The following is a 16,333-nucleotide window of genomic DNA, read 5'->3' as shown; positions in this document are numbered from 1 at the left end:
GGCTCACACCACCCCGCGGTCACGGAGGCCGACAACGGCCTCACTGGAATAGCCGATCTCCTCCAGGATCTCGTCGGTGTGCTCGCCGAGCAGCGGGGCCCGTCGGCGGATCTCACCGGGGGTGGCCGACAGCCGGAACGGTGTCTCGATCAACGGCACGTCCTTCGGCGTGCCGGGGAACGGCACCCGCTTCAGGTAACCCATCGCCTGCACGTGCGGGTCCTCCAGCACCTCCTGCGTCGAATGCATCGGCGCCGCAGGAAGTTTCGCAGCCTCCAGAAGTTCGAGCACCTCGGCCTTGGTCTTGTCGGCGCACCACTGCGCCATGATCCCGTTGAGCTCCTCGCCGTGTTGCCAGCGCAGATCGTCGTCGGCGAAGCGCGGGTCGTCGAACAGTTCGGGCCGCCCGACCAGCCGGCACCACCGTCTGAACATCGACGGACCGGCGATCTGCAGCAGCACCCAGCCGTCGTCGGAGGTGCGGTACAGGTCGCACGGCGCCACCGACGTGCCCTGGTTACCCATCCGCGGTTTGTCGGTGCCCAGCAGGTCACGTTCGATCAGGAACGCATTCGACAGCATCATCGCCGTGGGCAGCAGCGCGCCCTCCACGTGCTGCCCCTCCCCGGTGCGGTCGCGGTGGTACAGCGCCATCATCACGCCGATCGTCAACGTCAACGCGGTGCCGAAGTCCGCGTACGGGACCACCGTGCGGATCGGCTGGTCGGGCAGCCCCTGCCGGTACACCGCCCCCGACATCACCTGCCCGGCACCGTCGAACCCGATCCGGTCGCTGTAGGGTCCGCCCTCCCCGTAGGCCGTCGCGCTGGCCAGGATGATGTCGGGTTTGATCGTCCGCAAAGTGTCGTAATCCAGTCCACTGGTGCGCATTCCGACCGCCGGCATGTTCGCGACGACGATGTCGGCCCCGGCCACCAGTTTTCGGGTGACCTCCCGACCCTCGGCGGTGGTGGTGTCCAGCGTCAGCGAGCGCTTGTTGCGGTTGCACTGCAGGAACGTGCCGCCCTCGCCACTGTCGGCGATCGACTGGACCCAGCGGTCTTCCCCGCCTTCGCGTTTCTCCACGCGGATCACGTCGGCGCCCATGTCGGCGAGCAGCGCCGAGCACCACGGAGCCGCGATGAACCGCCCGTAGTCGAGCACGCGGATGCCGTCGAGGACCCCTGTCATCCGATCACTCCGCGAGTGGTGAGGTGGTCGATCAGCGGGCCCGCCGCCGCGCACAGATGCTCCGACATCGCGTCCCGGGCCGCCGTGCCGTCCCGCTTGCGGAGCGCGGCGAGGAGCACGCGGTGGTCGTTCATCGAATGCGCCGGCCAGCCTTCGACCGTGGGATAGACGGACTCCAGCGCGAACCGGGTGATCTGCCCCATCAGCTGCGCGAGTTTCGGTGAACCTGCAGCGATGTTCACTCCGCGGTGGAACGCGTGGTTGAGGCGCACCGCCGCCTCGTGGTCGACGGCGTCGTAGGCCGCCTCGAGTTCGTCCTGGATCCGCTCCAGTTCGGCGAGTTGTTCGTCGGTGATGAGCTCGGCCGCCCTGCTGGCGAGCACTCCCCCGATGTGGGCCTGCACATCCGAGACGTCGGCGATGTCGCGCTCGGTGATCGGCGACACCACGAACCCGCGGCGCGGCTGCTGGGTCAGCAGCCCCTCGGCGCGCAGGCCGAAGAGCGCTTCCCGCACGGGGGTGACGCTGATCCCCAGTTCGGCCGCGAGCTGCTCGAGCCGGATGTACCGGCCCGCGGGGTAGGTGCCGTCGAAGATCCGTCGCCGCACGAAGCGTGCGACATCTTCGGCAAGCTGCGGTCTGGCCGCGAATTCGGGGGTGGTCACCGGCCTAGACCCGGTAGTCCGCCAGCAACCGCTTGCTGATGATGTTCTTCTGGATCTCGCTGGTGCCCTCACCGATCAGCAGGAAGGGTGCATCGCGCATCAGGCGCTCGATCTCGTACTCCTTGGAGTACCCGTACCCGCCGTGGATCCGGAAGCTCTGCTGGGTCACCTCGGCGCAGACCTCGCTGGCGAAGTACTTCGCCATGCCCGCCGCGACGTCGTTCCGCTCGCCGGAGTCCTTGTGCCGCGCGGCGTTGACCATCATCAGATGTGCCGCCTCGACTTTGGTTGCCATCTCGGCCAACTGGAAGGCGATCGCCTGATGCTCGGCGATGGGTTTGCCGAAGGTGCTGCGCTGCTGGGCATATTTCACGGCCAGCTCGAACGCCCGGATCCCGACCCCGCAGGCGCGCGCGGAGACGTTGACCCGGCCGACCTCGACACCGTCCATCATCTGGAAGAAACCCTGCCCCGGCGCCTCGCCCAGGATGTCGCCGGCGTCGGCCCGATAGCCGTCGAAGATCAGCTCGGTGGTGTCGATGCCCTTGTAGCCGAGCTTGTCGAGCTTGCCCGGGATGGTCAATCCGGGTGCGACTTCCCCGAAACCGGTGGGCTTTTCGATCAGGAACGCCGTCAGATTGCGGTGCGGCTTGTCGGCGCCCTCGTCGGTGCGGACCAGCGTCGCCACCAGCGTCGAGCTGCCGCCGTTGGTCAGCCACATCTTCTGGCCGTCGATGGTGTAGGTACCGTCGCCGTTGTTCTTCGCGCGGGTCCGGATCGCCGCGACATCGGATCCGAGTTGGGGTTCCGACATCGAGAACGCCCCACGCGTCTCGCCCGTGGCCATGCGCGGCAGGTAGTGACTCTTCTGTGCGTCGGTGCCGTGCTGGCGGATCATGTAGGCGACGATGAAGTGCGTGTTGATCACTCCGGACACACTCATCCACCCACGGGCGAGCTCCTCGACGCACAGCGCGTAGGTGAGCAGCGACTCCCCCAGCCCGCCGTACTCCTCGGGGATCATCAACCCGAACAGTCCCATCTCGCGCATCGCGTCGACGATGGCCTGCGGATAGGTGTCGGCGTGCTCCAGTTCCTGGGCGGTCGGGATCACCTCTTTGTCGACGAATTGCCGCACGGTGGAGACGATCTCGGTCTGGAACTCCGTCAGCCCCAGGGTCTGCGCCAACCTACTCATGCGCGATCCCGCTTCGCTTCTCGCTGAATGTCATCCCTCAACCCTCTCGAACACCGCGGCCAGGCCCTGCCCGCCACCGATACACATCGTCTCCAGTCCGAACCGGCCGTCGCGGCGCACCAGTTCCCGGGCCAGGGTGGCGAGCATCCGCCCTCCCGTGGCCCCGACCGGGTGTCCCAGCGAGATACCGGACCCGTGGACGTTGGTCCGCTCCAGATCGGTCTCGGTGAACTTCCATTCGCGCAGACATGCCAACGCCTGCGCGGCGAATGCTTCGTTGAGTTCGATCAGGTCGATGTCCGGCAACTGCAGCCCCGCCCTGCGCAGCGCGACCTCGGTGGCGGGGACGGGTCCGATGCCCATGATCTTCGGGGCCACGCCGGCCACGCCCCAGGACACGATGCGCACCAGCGGCACCAGGCCCAGTTCGGCGGCCTTCTCCGGCGTGGTGACCAGGCACATGGACGCCGCGTCGTTCTGCCCGCTCGAGTTTCCCGCCGTCACCGTCGCCTCCGGATCCGACGCGGCGAGAACGGGTTTGAGCTTCGCCAACGATTCCGGCGAGGTGTCGGCGCGGGGATGTTCGTCGACGTCGATCACCGCGTCTCCGGACCGACCGGAGACCGTCACCGGGATGATGGTCTCGGCGAGCAGGCCGTCCTGCTGCGCCCGCACGGCCTTGGAATGCGACCGCACGGCGAGTTCGTCCTGTTCCTCGCGCGAGATGCCGTACTCGCGACGCAGGTTCTCGGCGGTCTCCAGCATGCCGCCCGGCACCGGGTAGTGCTTGCCGCCTGCGGTGGTGCGACCGCGGGCCAGTGCGTCGTGCACGGTGATCCCGGTCCTGGCGCCACCCCAGCGCATATCGGTGGAATGGAACACCACATTGCTCATCGATTCGGCGCCGCCGGCGACGACGAGATCGTTGGTGCCGCTCGCCACCTGCATCGCGGCCTGGATCACGGCCTGCAGACCGGATCCGCAGCGACGGTCGAGCTGCATCCCGGGGACGGTGACCGGAAGGCCCGCGTCGAGCGCGATGACCCGGCCGATCGCCGGCGCCTCCATGCTCGGGTAGCAGTGCCCGACGATGACGTCCTCGATCGCCTCGGGCGCCACCTGTGTCCGCTCCAGCAGCCCCTTCAGTGCCACCACCCCGAGTTCGACGGCGGTCAGGGACTTGAACATCCCGTTGTAGCGGCCGATCGGCGTCCGCACCGGCTCGCAGATGACCGCCTCGCGCGTCACAGGTGCCGTCCTCCCGTGACCTCGAGAACCGTGCCGGTCATGTAGGAGGACAGATCCGAGGCCAGAAACAGCGCGACCTTGGCCACCTCATCGGGCTCGCCGGCACGCCCCAGCGGCACCTCGGCCACCTTCGAATCCCAGATCCGTTGCGGCATCGCCTCGGTCATCGCCGAGCGGATGAGTCCCGGCTGGATCGCGTTCACCCGCACCCCGAGGTAGGCGAGTTCCTTCGAGGCCGCCTTGGTCATGCCGACGATGCCCGCCTTGGCCGCCGAGTAGTTGGTCTGTCCGATCATTCCGACCTTGCCGGAGATCGACGACATGTTCACGATCACGCCGCGCTTGTTCTCCCGCATGATCGCAGCGGCTGCCCGCAACCCGTTCCAGGTGCCCTTCAGATGCACCGCGATGACCTTGTCGAAGTCGTCCTCGGTCATCTTGCGCATGGTGGCGTCACGGGTGATGCCCGCGTTGTTGACCATGATGTCCAACGCGCCGAAGGTGTCGACGGCGGCGGCCACCAGTGCGTCCACTTCGGCGGAGCTCGTCACGTCACAGCGGACGGCGTGCGCCACGTCCGCCCCGCCCAGCTTCTCGGCGGCCTCCTGCGTCGCCTCGAGATTGACGTCCCCGAGCACCACTCGGGCACCCTCGTCGACGAATCTCTGCGCGATCGCGAAACCCAGTCCCTGGGCTCCACCTGTGATCACAGCGGTTTGACCTGTCAGCAATGACACCTGACCCACCCATCCTCACGCGTATACGGACCTGTCGGGAGGTTATCGTATTTCATATACGATATTGGCTCGCGGCTTCCCCCGCGATCCCGTTGCGAGGAGCACCGTTCGATGGCCAGTCCCCCAGCCAACGCAGCCGAAGCCGGAATCCCGTCCGCTGAAGTGAACGACGAGGATTTCCAGGCGATCCTGGCGGCGACCCGCGAGTTCGTCCGCACCGCGGTGGTGCCGCGCGAGCAGGAGATCCTGTCCACCGACCAGGTCCCTGACGACCTGCGGGAACAGACCAAGTCGATGGGACTCTTCGGTTACGCCATCCCTCAGGAATGGGGCGGGCTCGGGCTGAATCTCGCCCAGGACGTTGAGCTCGCGATGGAACTGGGCTACACCTCCCTGGCGCTGCGATCCATGTTCGGTACCAACAACGGCATCGCCGGCCAGGTGCTGGTCGGCTACGGCACCGACGAGCAGAAGAAGACCTGGCTGGAGAGGATCGCCTCCGGTGAGATCGTCGCATCGTTCGCGCTGACCGAGCCCGGCGCCGGTTCGAACCCGTCGGGCCTGCGGACGAAAGCAGTACGTGACGGCGACGGGCCTGATTCGGGGTGGATCCTCAACGGCCAGAAGCGATTCATCACCAACGCCCCGAATGCGGACCTGTTCGTCACCTTCGCCAGAAGCCGCCCCGCAGACGACAAGGGGGCGGGTATCGCGGTGTTCCTCGTGCCCGCCGACACCCCCGGGGTCGACATCGGGGCCAAGGACAAGAAGATGGGACAGGAAGGCGCCTGGACCGCGGACGTGAACTTCACCGACGTCGAGGTCCCCGACACCGCATTGGTCGGAGGCTCCGAGGACCTCGGCTACCGCGCCGCGATGACCTCGCTGGCGCGCGGCCGCGTCCACATCGCCGCGCTGGCCGTCGGCGCCGCGCAGCGCGCACTCGACGAGTCGGTCGCCTACGCCGCCACCGCGACGCAGGGTGGCACGCCGATCGGCGATTTCCAGCTCGTCCAGGCGATGCTCGCCGATCAGCAGACGGGGGTGATGGCCGGCCGCGCGCTCGTGCGCGACGCCGCCCGGCTGTGGGTCACCGGGCAGGACCGGCGGATCGCCCCGTCGGCGGCCAAGCTGTTCTGCACCGAAATGGCAGGCAAGGTAGCCGATCTCGCGGTCCAGATCCACGGCGGCAGCGGCTATATGCGTGAGGTTCCGGTGGAGCGGATCTACCGCGACGTGCGACTGCTGCGGCTCTACGAGGGCACCAGCGAAATCCAGAAACTGATCATCGGAGGCGGGCTCGTGAAGGGAGCGAAGGGGAAATGAGGTTGGAAGGACGCGTCGCGTTCATCACCGGGGCGGCGCGCGGCCAGGGTCGCGCGCATGCCGTGCGGATGGCCAAGGAGGGCGCCGACATCATCGCCGTCGACATCGCCGGCCCGCTACCGCCGTGCGTGCCCTACGACCATGCGACCGCCGACGATCTCGCCGAGACAGTCGAACTCGTCAAGGCCACCGGCCGCCGGATCATCGCGTCGGCGGTCGACACCCGGGACGGCGATGCGCTGACCGCCGCCGTCGACAGTGGTGTCGCCGAACTCGGCCGACTCGACATCATCGTCGCCAACGCCGGTGTGACCGCCCCGCAGGCATGGGACGACATCAGCGCCGAGGATTTCCGCGACGTCATCGACGTCAATGTCACCGGCACCTGGAACACCGTGATGGCGGGCGCGCACAAGATCGTCGACGGCGGCCGCGGCGGGTCGATCATCCTGATCAGCTCGGCAGCCGGAATCAAGTTGCAGCCGTTCATGATCCATTACACGGCGAGCAAGCATGCGGTCACCGGGATGGCGCGGGCCTTCGCCGCCGAGCTCGGCAAGCATTCGATCCGGGTCAACAGCGTGCATCCGGGTCCGGTCGTCACCGACATGGGTACCGGCGACATGGTCACCGCACTCGGCAAGGCCATGGAGACCAACCCGCAGTTGTCGAACATGATGACGCCGTTCCTGCCGACCTGGGCCGTCGAACCGGAGGACATCGCCGACGCGGTGTGCTGGCTGGCCAGTGACGAGTCGAAATTCGTGACGGCGAGCGCGATCTCGGTGGATCAGGGGTCGACGCACTACTGACGTGTCAGGGTTCGGCGCAGGAACGCGATCTGGTCGGTCACCGTCTTGTCGAACCAGTCGTTGCCCGGCCACACGTCGAAGTGGTCGCACGCATAGTGGTGCACCTGCGCCCGGCCGTGTGCCGCCGTCTTCGCGACCGCGTCCGCCGGAACGTACTGATCGAAGTCCGCGATCTGGACGAGCAGCGGGCATCTGAGCTTCTTGGCCGCGGCGGTGGTCCGCACTCCGACCACCTGCAGCCCGATCGAGCTGTCGATCTCGTTGCGCCAGGTCGGGCCCGCCAGCGCGGTGTAGCTCTCGTAGGCGCCCTCCAGTGCGAGAGCACCCGGTTGTCCGACCGGAGACACCAGCGGCATCAGCGTCGGAGATCCACCCCGCCCCACCGCGATCCGGCTCTTGAGGCCCGTCAGCGTCCACTTCAGTGAGGTCACCGTGTCCCGGGAGGCCATCGCGGAGCGGCTGACCGCGACCCCGCTCGTGAGCGGGGTCAGCGCGATCACGGCGGCGACATCGGCACGTTCGGCGGCCACCCGCACCACATGCCCGCCGGAGAACGAGGCTCCCCACAGCGCGACGCGGTCCGGATCCACGCCGTCGAGTTGCCGGGCGGCGTGAATCGCCGCGTGATAGTCGTCGATCTGGCGCCGCACCGAGAGCGACTGTCGGGGCGTGCCCTCCGACGCACCGAACCCGCGGTAGTCGAACGCGAAGACATCGAACCCGGCCTCGGCGAATCTCAGCGCAAACGGCTCCAGCCCCGAATCCTTGGTCCCTCCGAACCCGTGGGCCATCACGACGACGGGCCGACGCACCCCGTCCGCCGCGAAATGCCATGCGCTGCAGGTATCGCCACCGCTGGGGAAAGCGACCTCGGTGCGGCTCACAGCGCCACCGCCACCGCGCGCTGCGCACGCTTGAGGCCCGCGGGCAGCTCCCGGGTCCGCAGATCGTGCTCGTAGACGAAGTAGTCCACCTGCTGCGTGTGGCGCGGCCGATCCGTACAGTGCCCGGCGTGCAGCTGCTGATCGGCGTCGATCGTGCGCTCCATCTCGTCGACCGGTGGCAGCGCATAACGCCCGACGGCATACGCCGCCAGCAGCCGGGACTGACTCTCCACGAACGGAAACAGGGTCGGCACCGCCTGCGCGAATCCCATGAACACGAGGTTCTCGATGCCGGGGATGAACATCCTCTTGTAGAGCCGGATGGCATTGTCGGGCGCGCTGACGAAATCCGGATCGAAGAAGGGGAACGTGATGTTGTATCCGGTGGCGTAGATGATGACGTCGAAGTCACTGTGGGTGCCGTCGACGAAATGCACCGTGCTCCCGTCCAGGCGCGCCACGTTCGGCTTGGGCGTCACATCGCCGGAGCCGAGCCGCAACGGCAGTTCCACCGACTGGGTCGGATGCGCCTCGAAGAGTTTGTGGTCCGCCGGCGGTAGCCCGTACATCGTCGGATCGGTACCGAGCATCGGAGCGATCAGCTGAACGGCCTTGCGCTGCCACGACAACGGCAGGTGGGGTGACGTCCTGAACAAGGTGTCCCCCGGGCGGCCGGCGATGTACTTCGGCACGATCCAGGCCGACGATCTCGTCGACAGGGTCACCTGGTTGCGCAACGCCTTCGACGAGAGCTCCACGGTGATGTCCGCGGCGCTGTTGCCGATCCCGACGACGAGGATGCGCTTACCGGTCAGCTCCAGCGGTGTCGCGGGATCGATGTAGGCGTGTGAGTGGATCGACTCGCCGTCGAACGAACCCGGGAACTCCGGCAGCCGCGGATCCCAGTGGTGCCCGTTCGCGACCACCAACAGGTCGAAGTGCCGGTCCGCGCCGCCCTGGTCGCGGATGATCCAGCCACCGTCGTCCGTCCTGCCCGCATGCACCACCCCGTTCTCGAACTCGATGTGGTCGAGCAGACCGAAGGTGTCGGCATAGTCGTCGAGATAGGCCTTGATCTGCGCATGATGCGGAAACGAAGGATAGTGCTCGGGCATCGGGAAGTCCTTGAACGACAACCGATCCTTGGACGTGTCGATGTGCAGGGAGCGGTACGCGCTGCTGTGGCCGTTGGGGTTGCCGAACGCCCAGTTGCCCCCGATGCGGTCCGACGACTCGAACGTCGTGTAGTCGATGCCGTAATCCTTGAGCATCTTGCCCGCGGTGAGCCCGCTGATTCCGGCACCGATCACCGCAACATACGGTGGCGTTTGCAACACCCGTCACTCCTCACGCCGAGGCGGACCCTTTTTGACGCTTGTCAGAAACTTCTGACACTTGTTCTACCACGTGGGCCGCCCCGGCACGAGCATGTCAGCCGATGAATCGCACGATCGACTCCGCGACGGCCGCCGGTTTCTCCGAATCCTCGATCTCGACGGTCGTGCTGAGCGTGGCCTGGACCGCGTTCTCGAGTTGGGCCACCGCCGAGATCTCCGCACGCGCCCGCAACTTCGCACCGACCCGGACCGGCGTGATGAAGCGAACCTTGTTGTAGCCGTAGTTGATCGCCATCGCGACGTTGTCGACCGTGTAGAGCTGATGGGTGAAGCGGGGCAGCAGCGACAGCGTCAGCAGACCATGCGCGATGGTCCCTCCGAAGGGGCCGTCGGCGGCCCTGGCCGGATCGACGTGAATCCACTGATGGTCATCGGTCGCATCGGCGAACAGATTGACCCGCTCCTGGGTGATCTCCAGCCATTCGGTGGGCCCCAGCTGGGTGCCCTGCGCCGCCACCAGCTCGGCCAGATTGTCGAATCTCTTCACGCCTACTCCTCCTCCTTGAGCCTCGGGCAGGCCGGATCTGCTGCGGCTGCGCGGCGGATCCGGCGCTCACACACTGTGCCACAGCCCCCTCGGACACAGCGTCGAACCAGACCGTCGAACCAGGCCGTCGAACCAGACGCCGACGGTCAGCCACCCGCGGCGCATTCGACCGAATCGGATATCCGAGCGCGTCCGAATTCGAATTGCCGATCGCTCGCGACCCCACAAGCCCGTGGACGACGTCAGTCGACAAAGAGCACGCCCTAACGCGGGAATACCACAGTCAGGTGTTCGCAATACAAAGCGACAGCAAATACCGGCTGTTTCCGATGCGGCACCGGATAAGTGTCGAAACTCTACGAATGGAAAGCGAAATTCTGTTACCCGCCGGTAACCCGCCCGCGCCGCGGCCCACGGGGACGCAGGCCCGTCGATGCCGCCTTCGTTGCAGGCAGACCGCCGGAAACGATCCCAATAGCGGTGCGCGTCCATTGCGCACAGCGCCCAGTTGTTCGCTGCGGAGACACCGTGCGCAATTTGACCTGCGCCGAGATGCCGGAGGTTCGATAGCCCGTCTATACGGTTGGGATGGAAATGTCCCTCGGGTCAAATTCGCATTCCCCGCAATTTCTGATCCGAGCATGTCCATAACCCGCACCCGGGCACGCCGTAACGGGATACTTGACGCGCGTGCAGATAGCGCGCGCAACCCCCGCAAAGTGCAGCCGATGGTGAGGCTGTCCCTGATGAATGGACGACGATATGACCACCCCTGAGTTCCACTCCGCCGCTTTCGATCGCGCGTCGCTGACCGAGAGCCCCAGCTACTGGGATCCGGCCACCCAGTGCACGGTCGTCTACGCGACGCCTGCGCGTGAGCGCGAGCTGTGGCGCGACTACGCCCGCGGCGCCTGCGCCAGCTATGAGAAGCACGGTGTGGCTGCGGCACTCGACCTCGACGCGCTGCGGACCGGACACGACACCGTGCTGTTCGCGGCGCTGGTCAACTCGGCGGGTGCGGTCGTCGGTGGGCTCCGCGCACGGGGACCGTACCGATCGGCAGACGAATGCCACGCGGTCAACGAGTGGGACGGCCAGGACGGCCAGGCTGCGGTCCACAAAATGGTCACCGACCGCATACCCTTCGGTGTGGCCGAAATGAAGACGGCGTGGGTGACCGACGACCCCGACGAGAACCGTCGCCTGACAACCGCTATCGCCCGGACCCCGCTGCACGCGATGACGCTGCTCGACATCCAGTTCATCGTCGCCACCGCGGCCTCCTACGTGCTCAAGCGATGGCTGTCGTCCGGCGGCCTGCTGGCAACGAAGATTCCGGCCACGCCGTACCCCGATCACCGCTACGACACCAAGCTCGCGTGGTGGGACCGCACCACCTTCACCAAACACGCTGAGCCCAGCCAGGTCTCGGCGTTCTTCTCGGAGCAGCGCCAGTTGGCCGAGACCGTGCCGCATCTGATGGGCGCACCCGTCACGGCGCCTGCTCTGTGACCCACGCCGACACAGACCGCACGGGTCATCGTGCGGTCGTCCTCGACGAGTCCGAGCCGGCGCATGTTCAGACGCTGGCCCGACTGCGCGCGGACAGCGGGATCGAGTTCCTCGACCCGCTGCCCGCGGGCGGGGGCACCCCGACGCGGTGGGTGTACTACGCGTGGCGCCGAGCGGTCGTCCGGGTGCCCGAGCCCGGGTTGTTCCGGCGTGAGCGACTCGACCGCAACCGAAATCTGGTCACCCTCGACGAGATCGCCACACTGGGCACGCTGCGGATCGGGGTCGTCGGCCTGAGCGTCGGGCACGCGATCGCCCACACACTGGCAGCCGAGGGGCTCTGCGGCGCGCTGAGATTGGCCGACTTCGACGAGCTGGAGCTGTCGAATCTCAACCGCGTGCCGGCCACGGTCTTCGATCTCGGCGTCAACAAGGCCGTGGCGTGCGCCCGCCGCATCGCAGAACTCGATCCGTACCTGCCGGTCGAGGTCGTCACCGGCGGCGTCACCGCCGACACCGTCGACGCTTTCCTCGACGGTGTGGACATCGTCGTCGAGGAGTGCGACTCGCTCGACATCAAGGTTCTGGTACGGCACGCCGCGCGGACACAGAAGGTGCCGGTGCTGATGGCGACCAGCAGCGGTGGACTTCTCGACGTCGAACGCTTCGATCTGGAACCCGACCGCCCCGTGTTCCACGGGTTGCTCGGCGATGTCGATGCGGCCGTCCTGGCCCGCCTGAGCTCCAAAGACAAAGTGCCACATGTCTTGCGGGTCATCGACGCCACGGCGTTGCGGCCGCGGATGCAGGCGTCCCTGATCGAGGTCGGCACGTCGCTGACGACCTGGCCGCAACTGTCCTCCGAGGTCGCCATCGGTGCCGCGACCGTCGCCGAAGCGGTCCGGCGCATCGGACTCGGCGAGGATCTTGGCTCGGGCCGGGTGCGTGTCGATGTCCCGGCGCTACTGGACGATGTCCACGACCCGTCGCCGCCGCCCGGCGACCGGGGCGACGCGACCCTTTCGGCGACCGCAGCCGACGACACAGCCGCTCGAGCGCCGGGGACCGCCGGAACCGACGCCATGACCGCCATCGCCGCGGCGGCGGTCCGGGCGCCGTCGGGCGGCAACACCCAACCCTGGCAGGTGGAGGTCGGCGACACGACGCTCACCGTTCGGCTCGACACCGACCTCACATCCACGATGGACGTCGGATACCGGGCCAGCGCCGTCGCCGTCGGCGCGGCCACCTTCAACGCCAGGGTCGCCGCATCGGCCCACGGACTGCGCGCCGACGTCACGTTCGAGACGTTCGAGCAGGGTCCTCAGGGACCGCCGCTCACCGCGACCGTGCGGACCGCGCCCGGCCAGGAACCGGAACTGGCGCGACTGTACGACGGCATGCTGCGCCGAGAAACCAACCGCCACACCGGCGAGCGTGCCGAGATCGACGACGAGACCATCGATGCCCTGACCCGGGTGGCCGAGTCCGAGGGCGCCCGACTGCACCTGGTGACCGGAACCGAGGACATCCGCAAGATCGCGTCGGTGCTCGGCGACGCCGATCGGATCAGGTATCTGACGCCCGCCCTGCACGCGGAGATGATCCGTGAGCTGCGGTGGCCCGGCGACCCCGACCCCCATACCGGCATCGACATCGCGACGCTGGAGCTCGACCCCGCCGACACCGTGTTCCTCGACATCCTGCGCAGCGGACCGGTGATGGCGCACCTGGCCGCATGGGGTGCCGGATCCGCTCTCGGAGACACCACCCGCGGCGCGGTCGCGTCCGCATCGGCCGTCGCCGCCGTCACCGTCCGGGGCGACACGCTGGCCGACTACGCGCGCGGCGGCGCGGCGATGGAGGCTGTGTGGGTACGTGCGCAAGAACACGGTCTGGCGGTTCAGCCCATCTCACCTGCGTTCCTGTACGCGCGGGACCGCCGGGAACTCGACGCGCTTTCCCCGGCCTTCACCCAGCGCCTCGCCGACCTGCAATACTCTCTGCAAGCGTCAATTGGCGTCGATTCGGACGAGTCGCTCATCCTGATCCTCAGGGTGTTCCGCGGACCCCGGCCCTCGGCGCCGAGCCGACGTCGGAAGATACCCGGTCGTTCGACACCGACCTGAGACAGATCGGAGGTCAGTGTCCGAGAGCCTGGACCTCGTCGTCACGTCGGTCGCCACCCGGCTGATGGGCGCGGGCGCCGCGACGTGGGCCGAGGCCAGCCAGCAGGTGCTGGCCGACCTCGTCGAGCATTTCGGCGTCGATGTCAGCTTCCTGCGGCGCAACGACCACACCATCCGCGCTTCGGTGCTGGTGGCCGAATGGCCCGTCCGTCCGGGCATTCCAGATCCCGACCCATTGGCTGTCGTCTACTTCGCCGATGCCGACCCCGTTTTCGCGCTGGCCGAGTTCCAGAAGGAGCCGCTGGTGTTCCGGCCGGACGCGAACACCGACGAATACCAGAAGACCATCGAGGAGGGGCGCCAGGTTCCCCAGGTGTCGATGGCCGCCGTTCCGCTGTTGTCCGGGGATGTCACGACCGGTGTGCTCGGATTCGTCAAGTTCGGCGACCGTGACTGGACCGGCGTCGAACTCAACGCGCTCAAAGCCATCGCGTCGCTGTTCGCTCAGGTCCAGGCCCGGGTGGAAGCGGAAACTCAGCTCCGGTACCTGGCCGAGCACGACGACCTGACGGGGTTGAACAACCGGCGCGCGTTGCTGTCCCACCTCGACGGACGACTCGCCGAGGGGCAGCCCGGCCCCGTGTCGGCGTTGTTCTTCGACCTCGACCGACTCAAGGCCATCAACGACTATCTCGGCCACACCGCAGGAGACTGGTTCATCCGGGTGCTGGCCGAACGTCTCAGGGAAGGGGCGGACCCCCGTGCCCTGATCGCGCGCCTCGGCGGCGACGAGTTCGTGGTCGTGCCCGCCGGACCGATGGACGGGGAGGCGGCCGAGTTGCTGGCCCACCACCTGCAGTCGACGTTGAAGGAACGCGTGTCCATCGACGGTGAGATGCTGACCCGAACGGTGAGTATCGGTGTCGCCGTGGGAATTCCGGGTCAGGACACCACATCGGACCTGCTCCGGCGTGCCGACCAGGCCGTGCTGACCGCGAAGAACTCCGGCGGTAACCGGGTGACGGTGTTCACCGAGGAGATGTCGCTGAAGCAGGAGTTCAACAACGACATCGAACTGCATCTGCAGAGCGTGATCGAGAACGGCGCGCTCCTGCTGCACTACCTGCCCGAGATCGACATGCGCACCGGCGACATCCTCGCGATGGAGGCACTGGTGCGCTGGCAGCACCCAACCCGCGGGCTGTTGTCGCCGGAGTCGTTCATCGGCGTGGCCGAGTCGATCAACCTGGCCGGCGAACTGGGCCGCTGGGTGATGCGTTCGGCGTGCACCGATTTCGCGCGCTGGCGCGCGCTGGGTATCGGAAAAGACGCCATCATGCGGATCAACGTCTCACCGGTGCAACTGGTCACCGACGGGTTCGTGGAATCGGTGGCCGGCATCGTCGACGAGTTCGGGCTCGAACACGGCTCGGTCTGCCTGGAGATCACCGAAAGCGTGGTGGTACAGGACATCGAGACCACCCGCGTCACCCTCAACGGGCTCAAGAAGGCCGGCGTCCTGGTCGCCATCGACGATTTCGGGACCGGGTACAGCGCCCTGTCGCACCTGAAGTCGCTGCCCGTCGACACTCTCAAGATCGACAAGAGCTTCGTGCGCGAACTCGGTTCGGACCCCGGCGATCTCGCGATCGTGCGGGCGATCATCGCGCTTGCCGAGGCGTTCGGACTCGAGCTCGTCGCCGAAGGTGTCGAAACAGACGTCGGGGCACTCACACTGCTCCGCCACGGCTGTCACCGCGCTCAGGGCTTCCTGCTGTCGCGTCCGATTCCGACCGACGCGATGGAAACGCTGCTGGCGCAGGGGCGTATCCCGGTCAGCTTCTCGAAGGGCTGACGACTCAGGCCTCTGGGTCCGACGCCGCATCCGCGGTCAGCAGTTCGACCCGGCCGAAACGGCTGGCCTCCTTGCCCACCAACGCCACCCGCACGCCGTGGCCGGCGGCGGCGGAGTCGGCGGACGCCTCCGCGGTGACGGCGGTGCCCGGGCCCATCAGAACCCCGTGGCGAGCCCGCACGGCCAACGGGCCGTCAGGTGTCGAGAACACGGCACCTGCCACCACGCCTTCGTCGAAGACGAGGTGCTCGAACCTGGTCACCTCCACGCCGTGGAGGCCCCGATCCTGCGCCTCGCCGGCCAGCCAGTCCGTCACCGCACCGATCGGGTCGTCGCCGACGTCCACCGCGCCGATGTCGAGGACCTTGAACAGTTCGCCGTCACCGCAGTCCATCGTGGTGGAGGTCCAGTCGGTGACCTGGGTGTAGAGGTAGCCGGTCGGCGACGGGATGCACCGCGCCGCCCAGTCGCGCAGGCGCCGGCCCTCGAAGGCCGGAATCGGGCGACGGCGAACCGGAACCACCGCACCGGCACGACGCACCGGAAGCGCGGCATCCTGGCGGGAAAGCGACGTCAGGTCCAGATCTGCGGTGAGTTCGGCGAGGTACGCGGCCGTCTCGTCGTCCTCCCGGTCGACCTCCCCGTCGGGACGCACGAGCCCGAACCAACCGTGTCGGGGGGCTCTCGACGGATCGGCGAGAAAGACATCCCCGTCCTCCTCGGTCGCCGAGATCGCCGTCGCCAGCGCTGCCAGACCGGTGTCGGTGCACACTACGTCCACCTCGTCGTCCCACTCGGGATCGTTCACTCTCACTAGCCTCGCTTATCCCGGGAGATGGGTCCGACCTGGACTTTCCCGGCCGGTAAAGGCTATGGCATCGGCGATAGCTGA

14 protein-coding genes are annotated in these 16,333 nt (G+C 67.4%); 5 read left to right on the top strand and 9 right to left on the bottom strand.

Going from position 1 to position 16,333, the window contains the following annotated elements; translation table 11 throughout:
• Nucleotides 1-3: 3 nt before the first annotated feature.
• Genes DYE23_RS09080 through fabG form a run of 5 tightly spaced genes read right to left on the bottom strand, consistent with a single transcriptional unit; the run spans nt 4 to nt 5,048 of the window.
• On the bottom strand, nt 4-1,191 hold the full coding sequence (locus tag DYE23_RS09080; RefSeq protein ID WP_011895209.1) for a CaiB/BaiF CoA transferase family protein: 1,188 nt from the start codon (nt 1,189-1,191) through the stop codon (nt 4-6).
• The gene (locus DYE23_RS09075) at nt 1,188-1,856 is read right to left on the bottom strand and encodes a GntR family transcriptional regulator (protein ID WP_011895210.1); all 669 of its coding nucleotides are present in this window, start codon (nt 1,854-1,856) and stop codon (nt 1,188-1,190) included. The genes DYE23_RS09080 and DYE23_RS09075 overlap by 4 nt, the downstream gene beginning before the upstream one ends.
• Before the next feature lie 4 nt (nt 1,857-1,860).
• A complete protein-coding gene (locus DYE23_RS09070) occupies nt 1,861-3,054 on the bottom strand; it encodes an acyl-CoA dehydrogenase family protein (protein ID WP_115327043.1) in 1,194 nt (397 codons plus the stop codon).
• Between the two features lie 30 nt (nt 3,055-3,084).
• Nucleotides 3,085-4,302 (bottom strand): acetyl-CoA C-acetyltransferase, encoded by a 1,218-nt coding sequence (locus DYE23_RS09065; RefSeq protein WP_011895212.1) that lies wholly within the window; start codon nt 4,300-4,302, stop codon nt 3,085-3,087.
• Nucleotides 4,299-5,048 carry a 3-oxoacyl-ACP reductase FabG gene (fabG, locus tag DYE23_RS09060; protein ID WP_172527733.1) on the bottom strand — a complete coding sequence of 250 codons (750 nt, stop codon included), beginning with the start codon at nt 5,046-5,048 and terminating at the stop codon, nt 4,299-4,301. Before fabG ends, DYE23_RS09065 begins: the two co-directional genes overlap by 4 nt.
• Before the next feature lie 102 nt (nt 5,049-5,150).
• Between fabG and DYE23_RS09055 the strand changes: the two genes are divergently transcribed.
• Entirely contained in the window at nt 5,151-6,365 is a 1,215-nt protein-coding gene (locus tag DYE23_RS09055; RefSeq protein WP_115327042.1) for an acyl-CoA dehydrogenase family protein, read from the top strand.
• Nucleotides 6,362-7,177, top strand: coding sequence for a mycofactocin-coupled SDR family oxidoreductase (locus DYE23_RS09050; RefSeq protein ID WP_011895215.1), 816 nt, complete (start codon nt 6,362-6,364; stop codon nt 7,175-7,177). The genes DYE23_RS09055 and DYE23_RS09050 overlap by 4 nt, the downstream gene beginning before the upstream one ends.
• On the opposite strand, the gene DYE23_RS09045 is transcribed toward DYE23_RS09050, so the two are convergent.
• The 3 genes from DYE23_RS09045 to DYE23_RS09035 all read right to left on the bottom strand — a co-directional run bounded on the left by DYE23_RS09045 (nt 7,171) and on the right by DYE23_RS09035 (nt 9,945).
• A complete protein-coding gene (locus tag DYE23_RS09045; protein WP_011895216.1) occupies nt 7,171-8,061 on the bottom strand; it encodes an alpha/beta hydrolase in 891 nt (296 codons plus the stop codon). The two genes, DYE23_RS09050 and DYE23_RS09045, sit on opposite strands and share 7 nt — an antisense overlap.
• Nucleotides 8,058-9,398 (bottom strand): flavin-containing monooxygenase, encoded by a 1,341-nt coding sequence (locus DYE23_RS09040; protein WP_115327041.1) that lies wholly within the window; start codon nt 9,396-9,398, stop codon nt 8,058-8,060. The genes DYE23_RS09045 and DYE23_RS09040 overlap by 4 nt, the downstream gene beginning before the upstream one ends.
• Nucleotides 9,399-9,492: 94 nt before the next feature.
• Nucleotides 9,493-9,945 carry a MaoC family dehydratase gene (locus DYE23_RS09035; RefSeq protein ID WP_011895218.1) on the bottom strand — a complete coding sequence of 151 codons (453 nt, stop codon included), beginning with the start codon at nt 9,943-9,945 and terminating at the stop codon, nt 9,493-9,495.
• 762 nt (nt 9,946-10,707) lie between these two features.
• Between DYE23_RS09035 and DYE23_RS09030 the strand changes: the two genes are divergently transcribed.
• Genes DYE23_RS09030 through DYE23_RS09020 form a run of 3 tightly spaced genes read left to right on the top strand, consistent with a single transcriptional unit; the run spans nt 10,708 to nt 15,441 of the window.
• On the top strand, nt 10,708-11,457 hold the full coding sequence (locus tag DYE23_RS09030; protein WP_013472253.1) for a hypothetical protein: 750 nt from the start codon (nt 10,708-10,710) through the stop codon (nt 11,455-11,457).
• Nucleotides 11,454-13,586 (top strand): Rv1355c family protein, encoded by a 2,133-nt coding sequence (locus tag DYE23_RS09025; RefSeq protein ID WP_115327040.1) that lies wholly within the window; start codon nt 11,454-11,456, stop codon nt 13,584-13,586. Before DYE23_RS09030 ends, DYE23_RS09025 begins: the two co-directional genes overlap by 4 nt.
• 16 nt (nt 13,587-13,602) lie before the next feature.
• A complete protein-coding gene (locus DYE23_RS09020) occupies nt 13,603-15,441 on the top strand; it encodes a putative bifunctional diguanylate cyclase/phosphodiesterase (RefSeq protein WP_013472255.1) in 1,839 nt (612 codons plus the stop codon).
• A gap of 4 nt (nt 15,442-15,445) precedes the next feature.
• On the opposite strand, the gene DYE23_RS09015 is transcribed toward DYE23_RS09020, so the two are convergent.
• On the bottom strand, nt 15,446-16,249 hold the full coding sequence (locus DYE23_RS09015; RefSeq protein ID WP_235660363.1) for a hypothetical protein: 804 nt from the start codon (nt 16,247-16,249) through the stop codon (nt 15,446-15,448).
• Nucleotides 16,250-16,333: the final 84 nt, after the last annotated feature.

The organism is Mycolicibacterium gilvum (genome assembly GCF_900454025.1).
Taxonomy (GTDB): domain Bacteria; phylum Actinomycetota; class Actinomycetes; order Mycobacteriales; family Mycobacteriaceae; genus Mycobacterium; species Mycobacterium gilvum.
This window is presented reverse-complemented; position numbering and strand designations above follow the sequence as displayed.

Bases quoted from the DNA above. Each gene is read 5' to 3' on its own strand.
- DYE23_RS09080 (WP_011895209.1), bottom strand. From the start codon at position 1,191: ATGACAGGGGTCCTCGACGGCATCCGCGTGCTCGACTACGGGCGGTTC.
- DYE23_RS09070 (WP_115327043.1), bottom strand. From the start codon at position 3,054: ATGAGTAGGTTGGCGCAGACCCTGGGGCTGACGGAGTTCCAGACCGAG.
- DYE23_RS09055 (WP_115327042.1), top strand. From the start codon at position 5,151: ATGGCCAGTCCCCCAGCCAACGCAGCCGAAGCCGGAATCCCGTCCGCT.
- DYE23_RS09050 (WP_011895215.1), top strand. From the start codon at position 6,362: ATGAGGTTGGAAGGACGCGTCGCGTTCATCACCGGGGCGGCGCGCGGC.
- DYE23_RS09030 (WP_013472253.1), top strand. From the start codon at position 10,708: ATGACCACCCCTGAGTTCCACTCCGCCGCTTTCGATCGCGCGTCGCTG.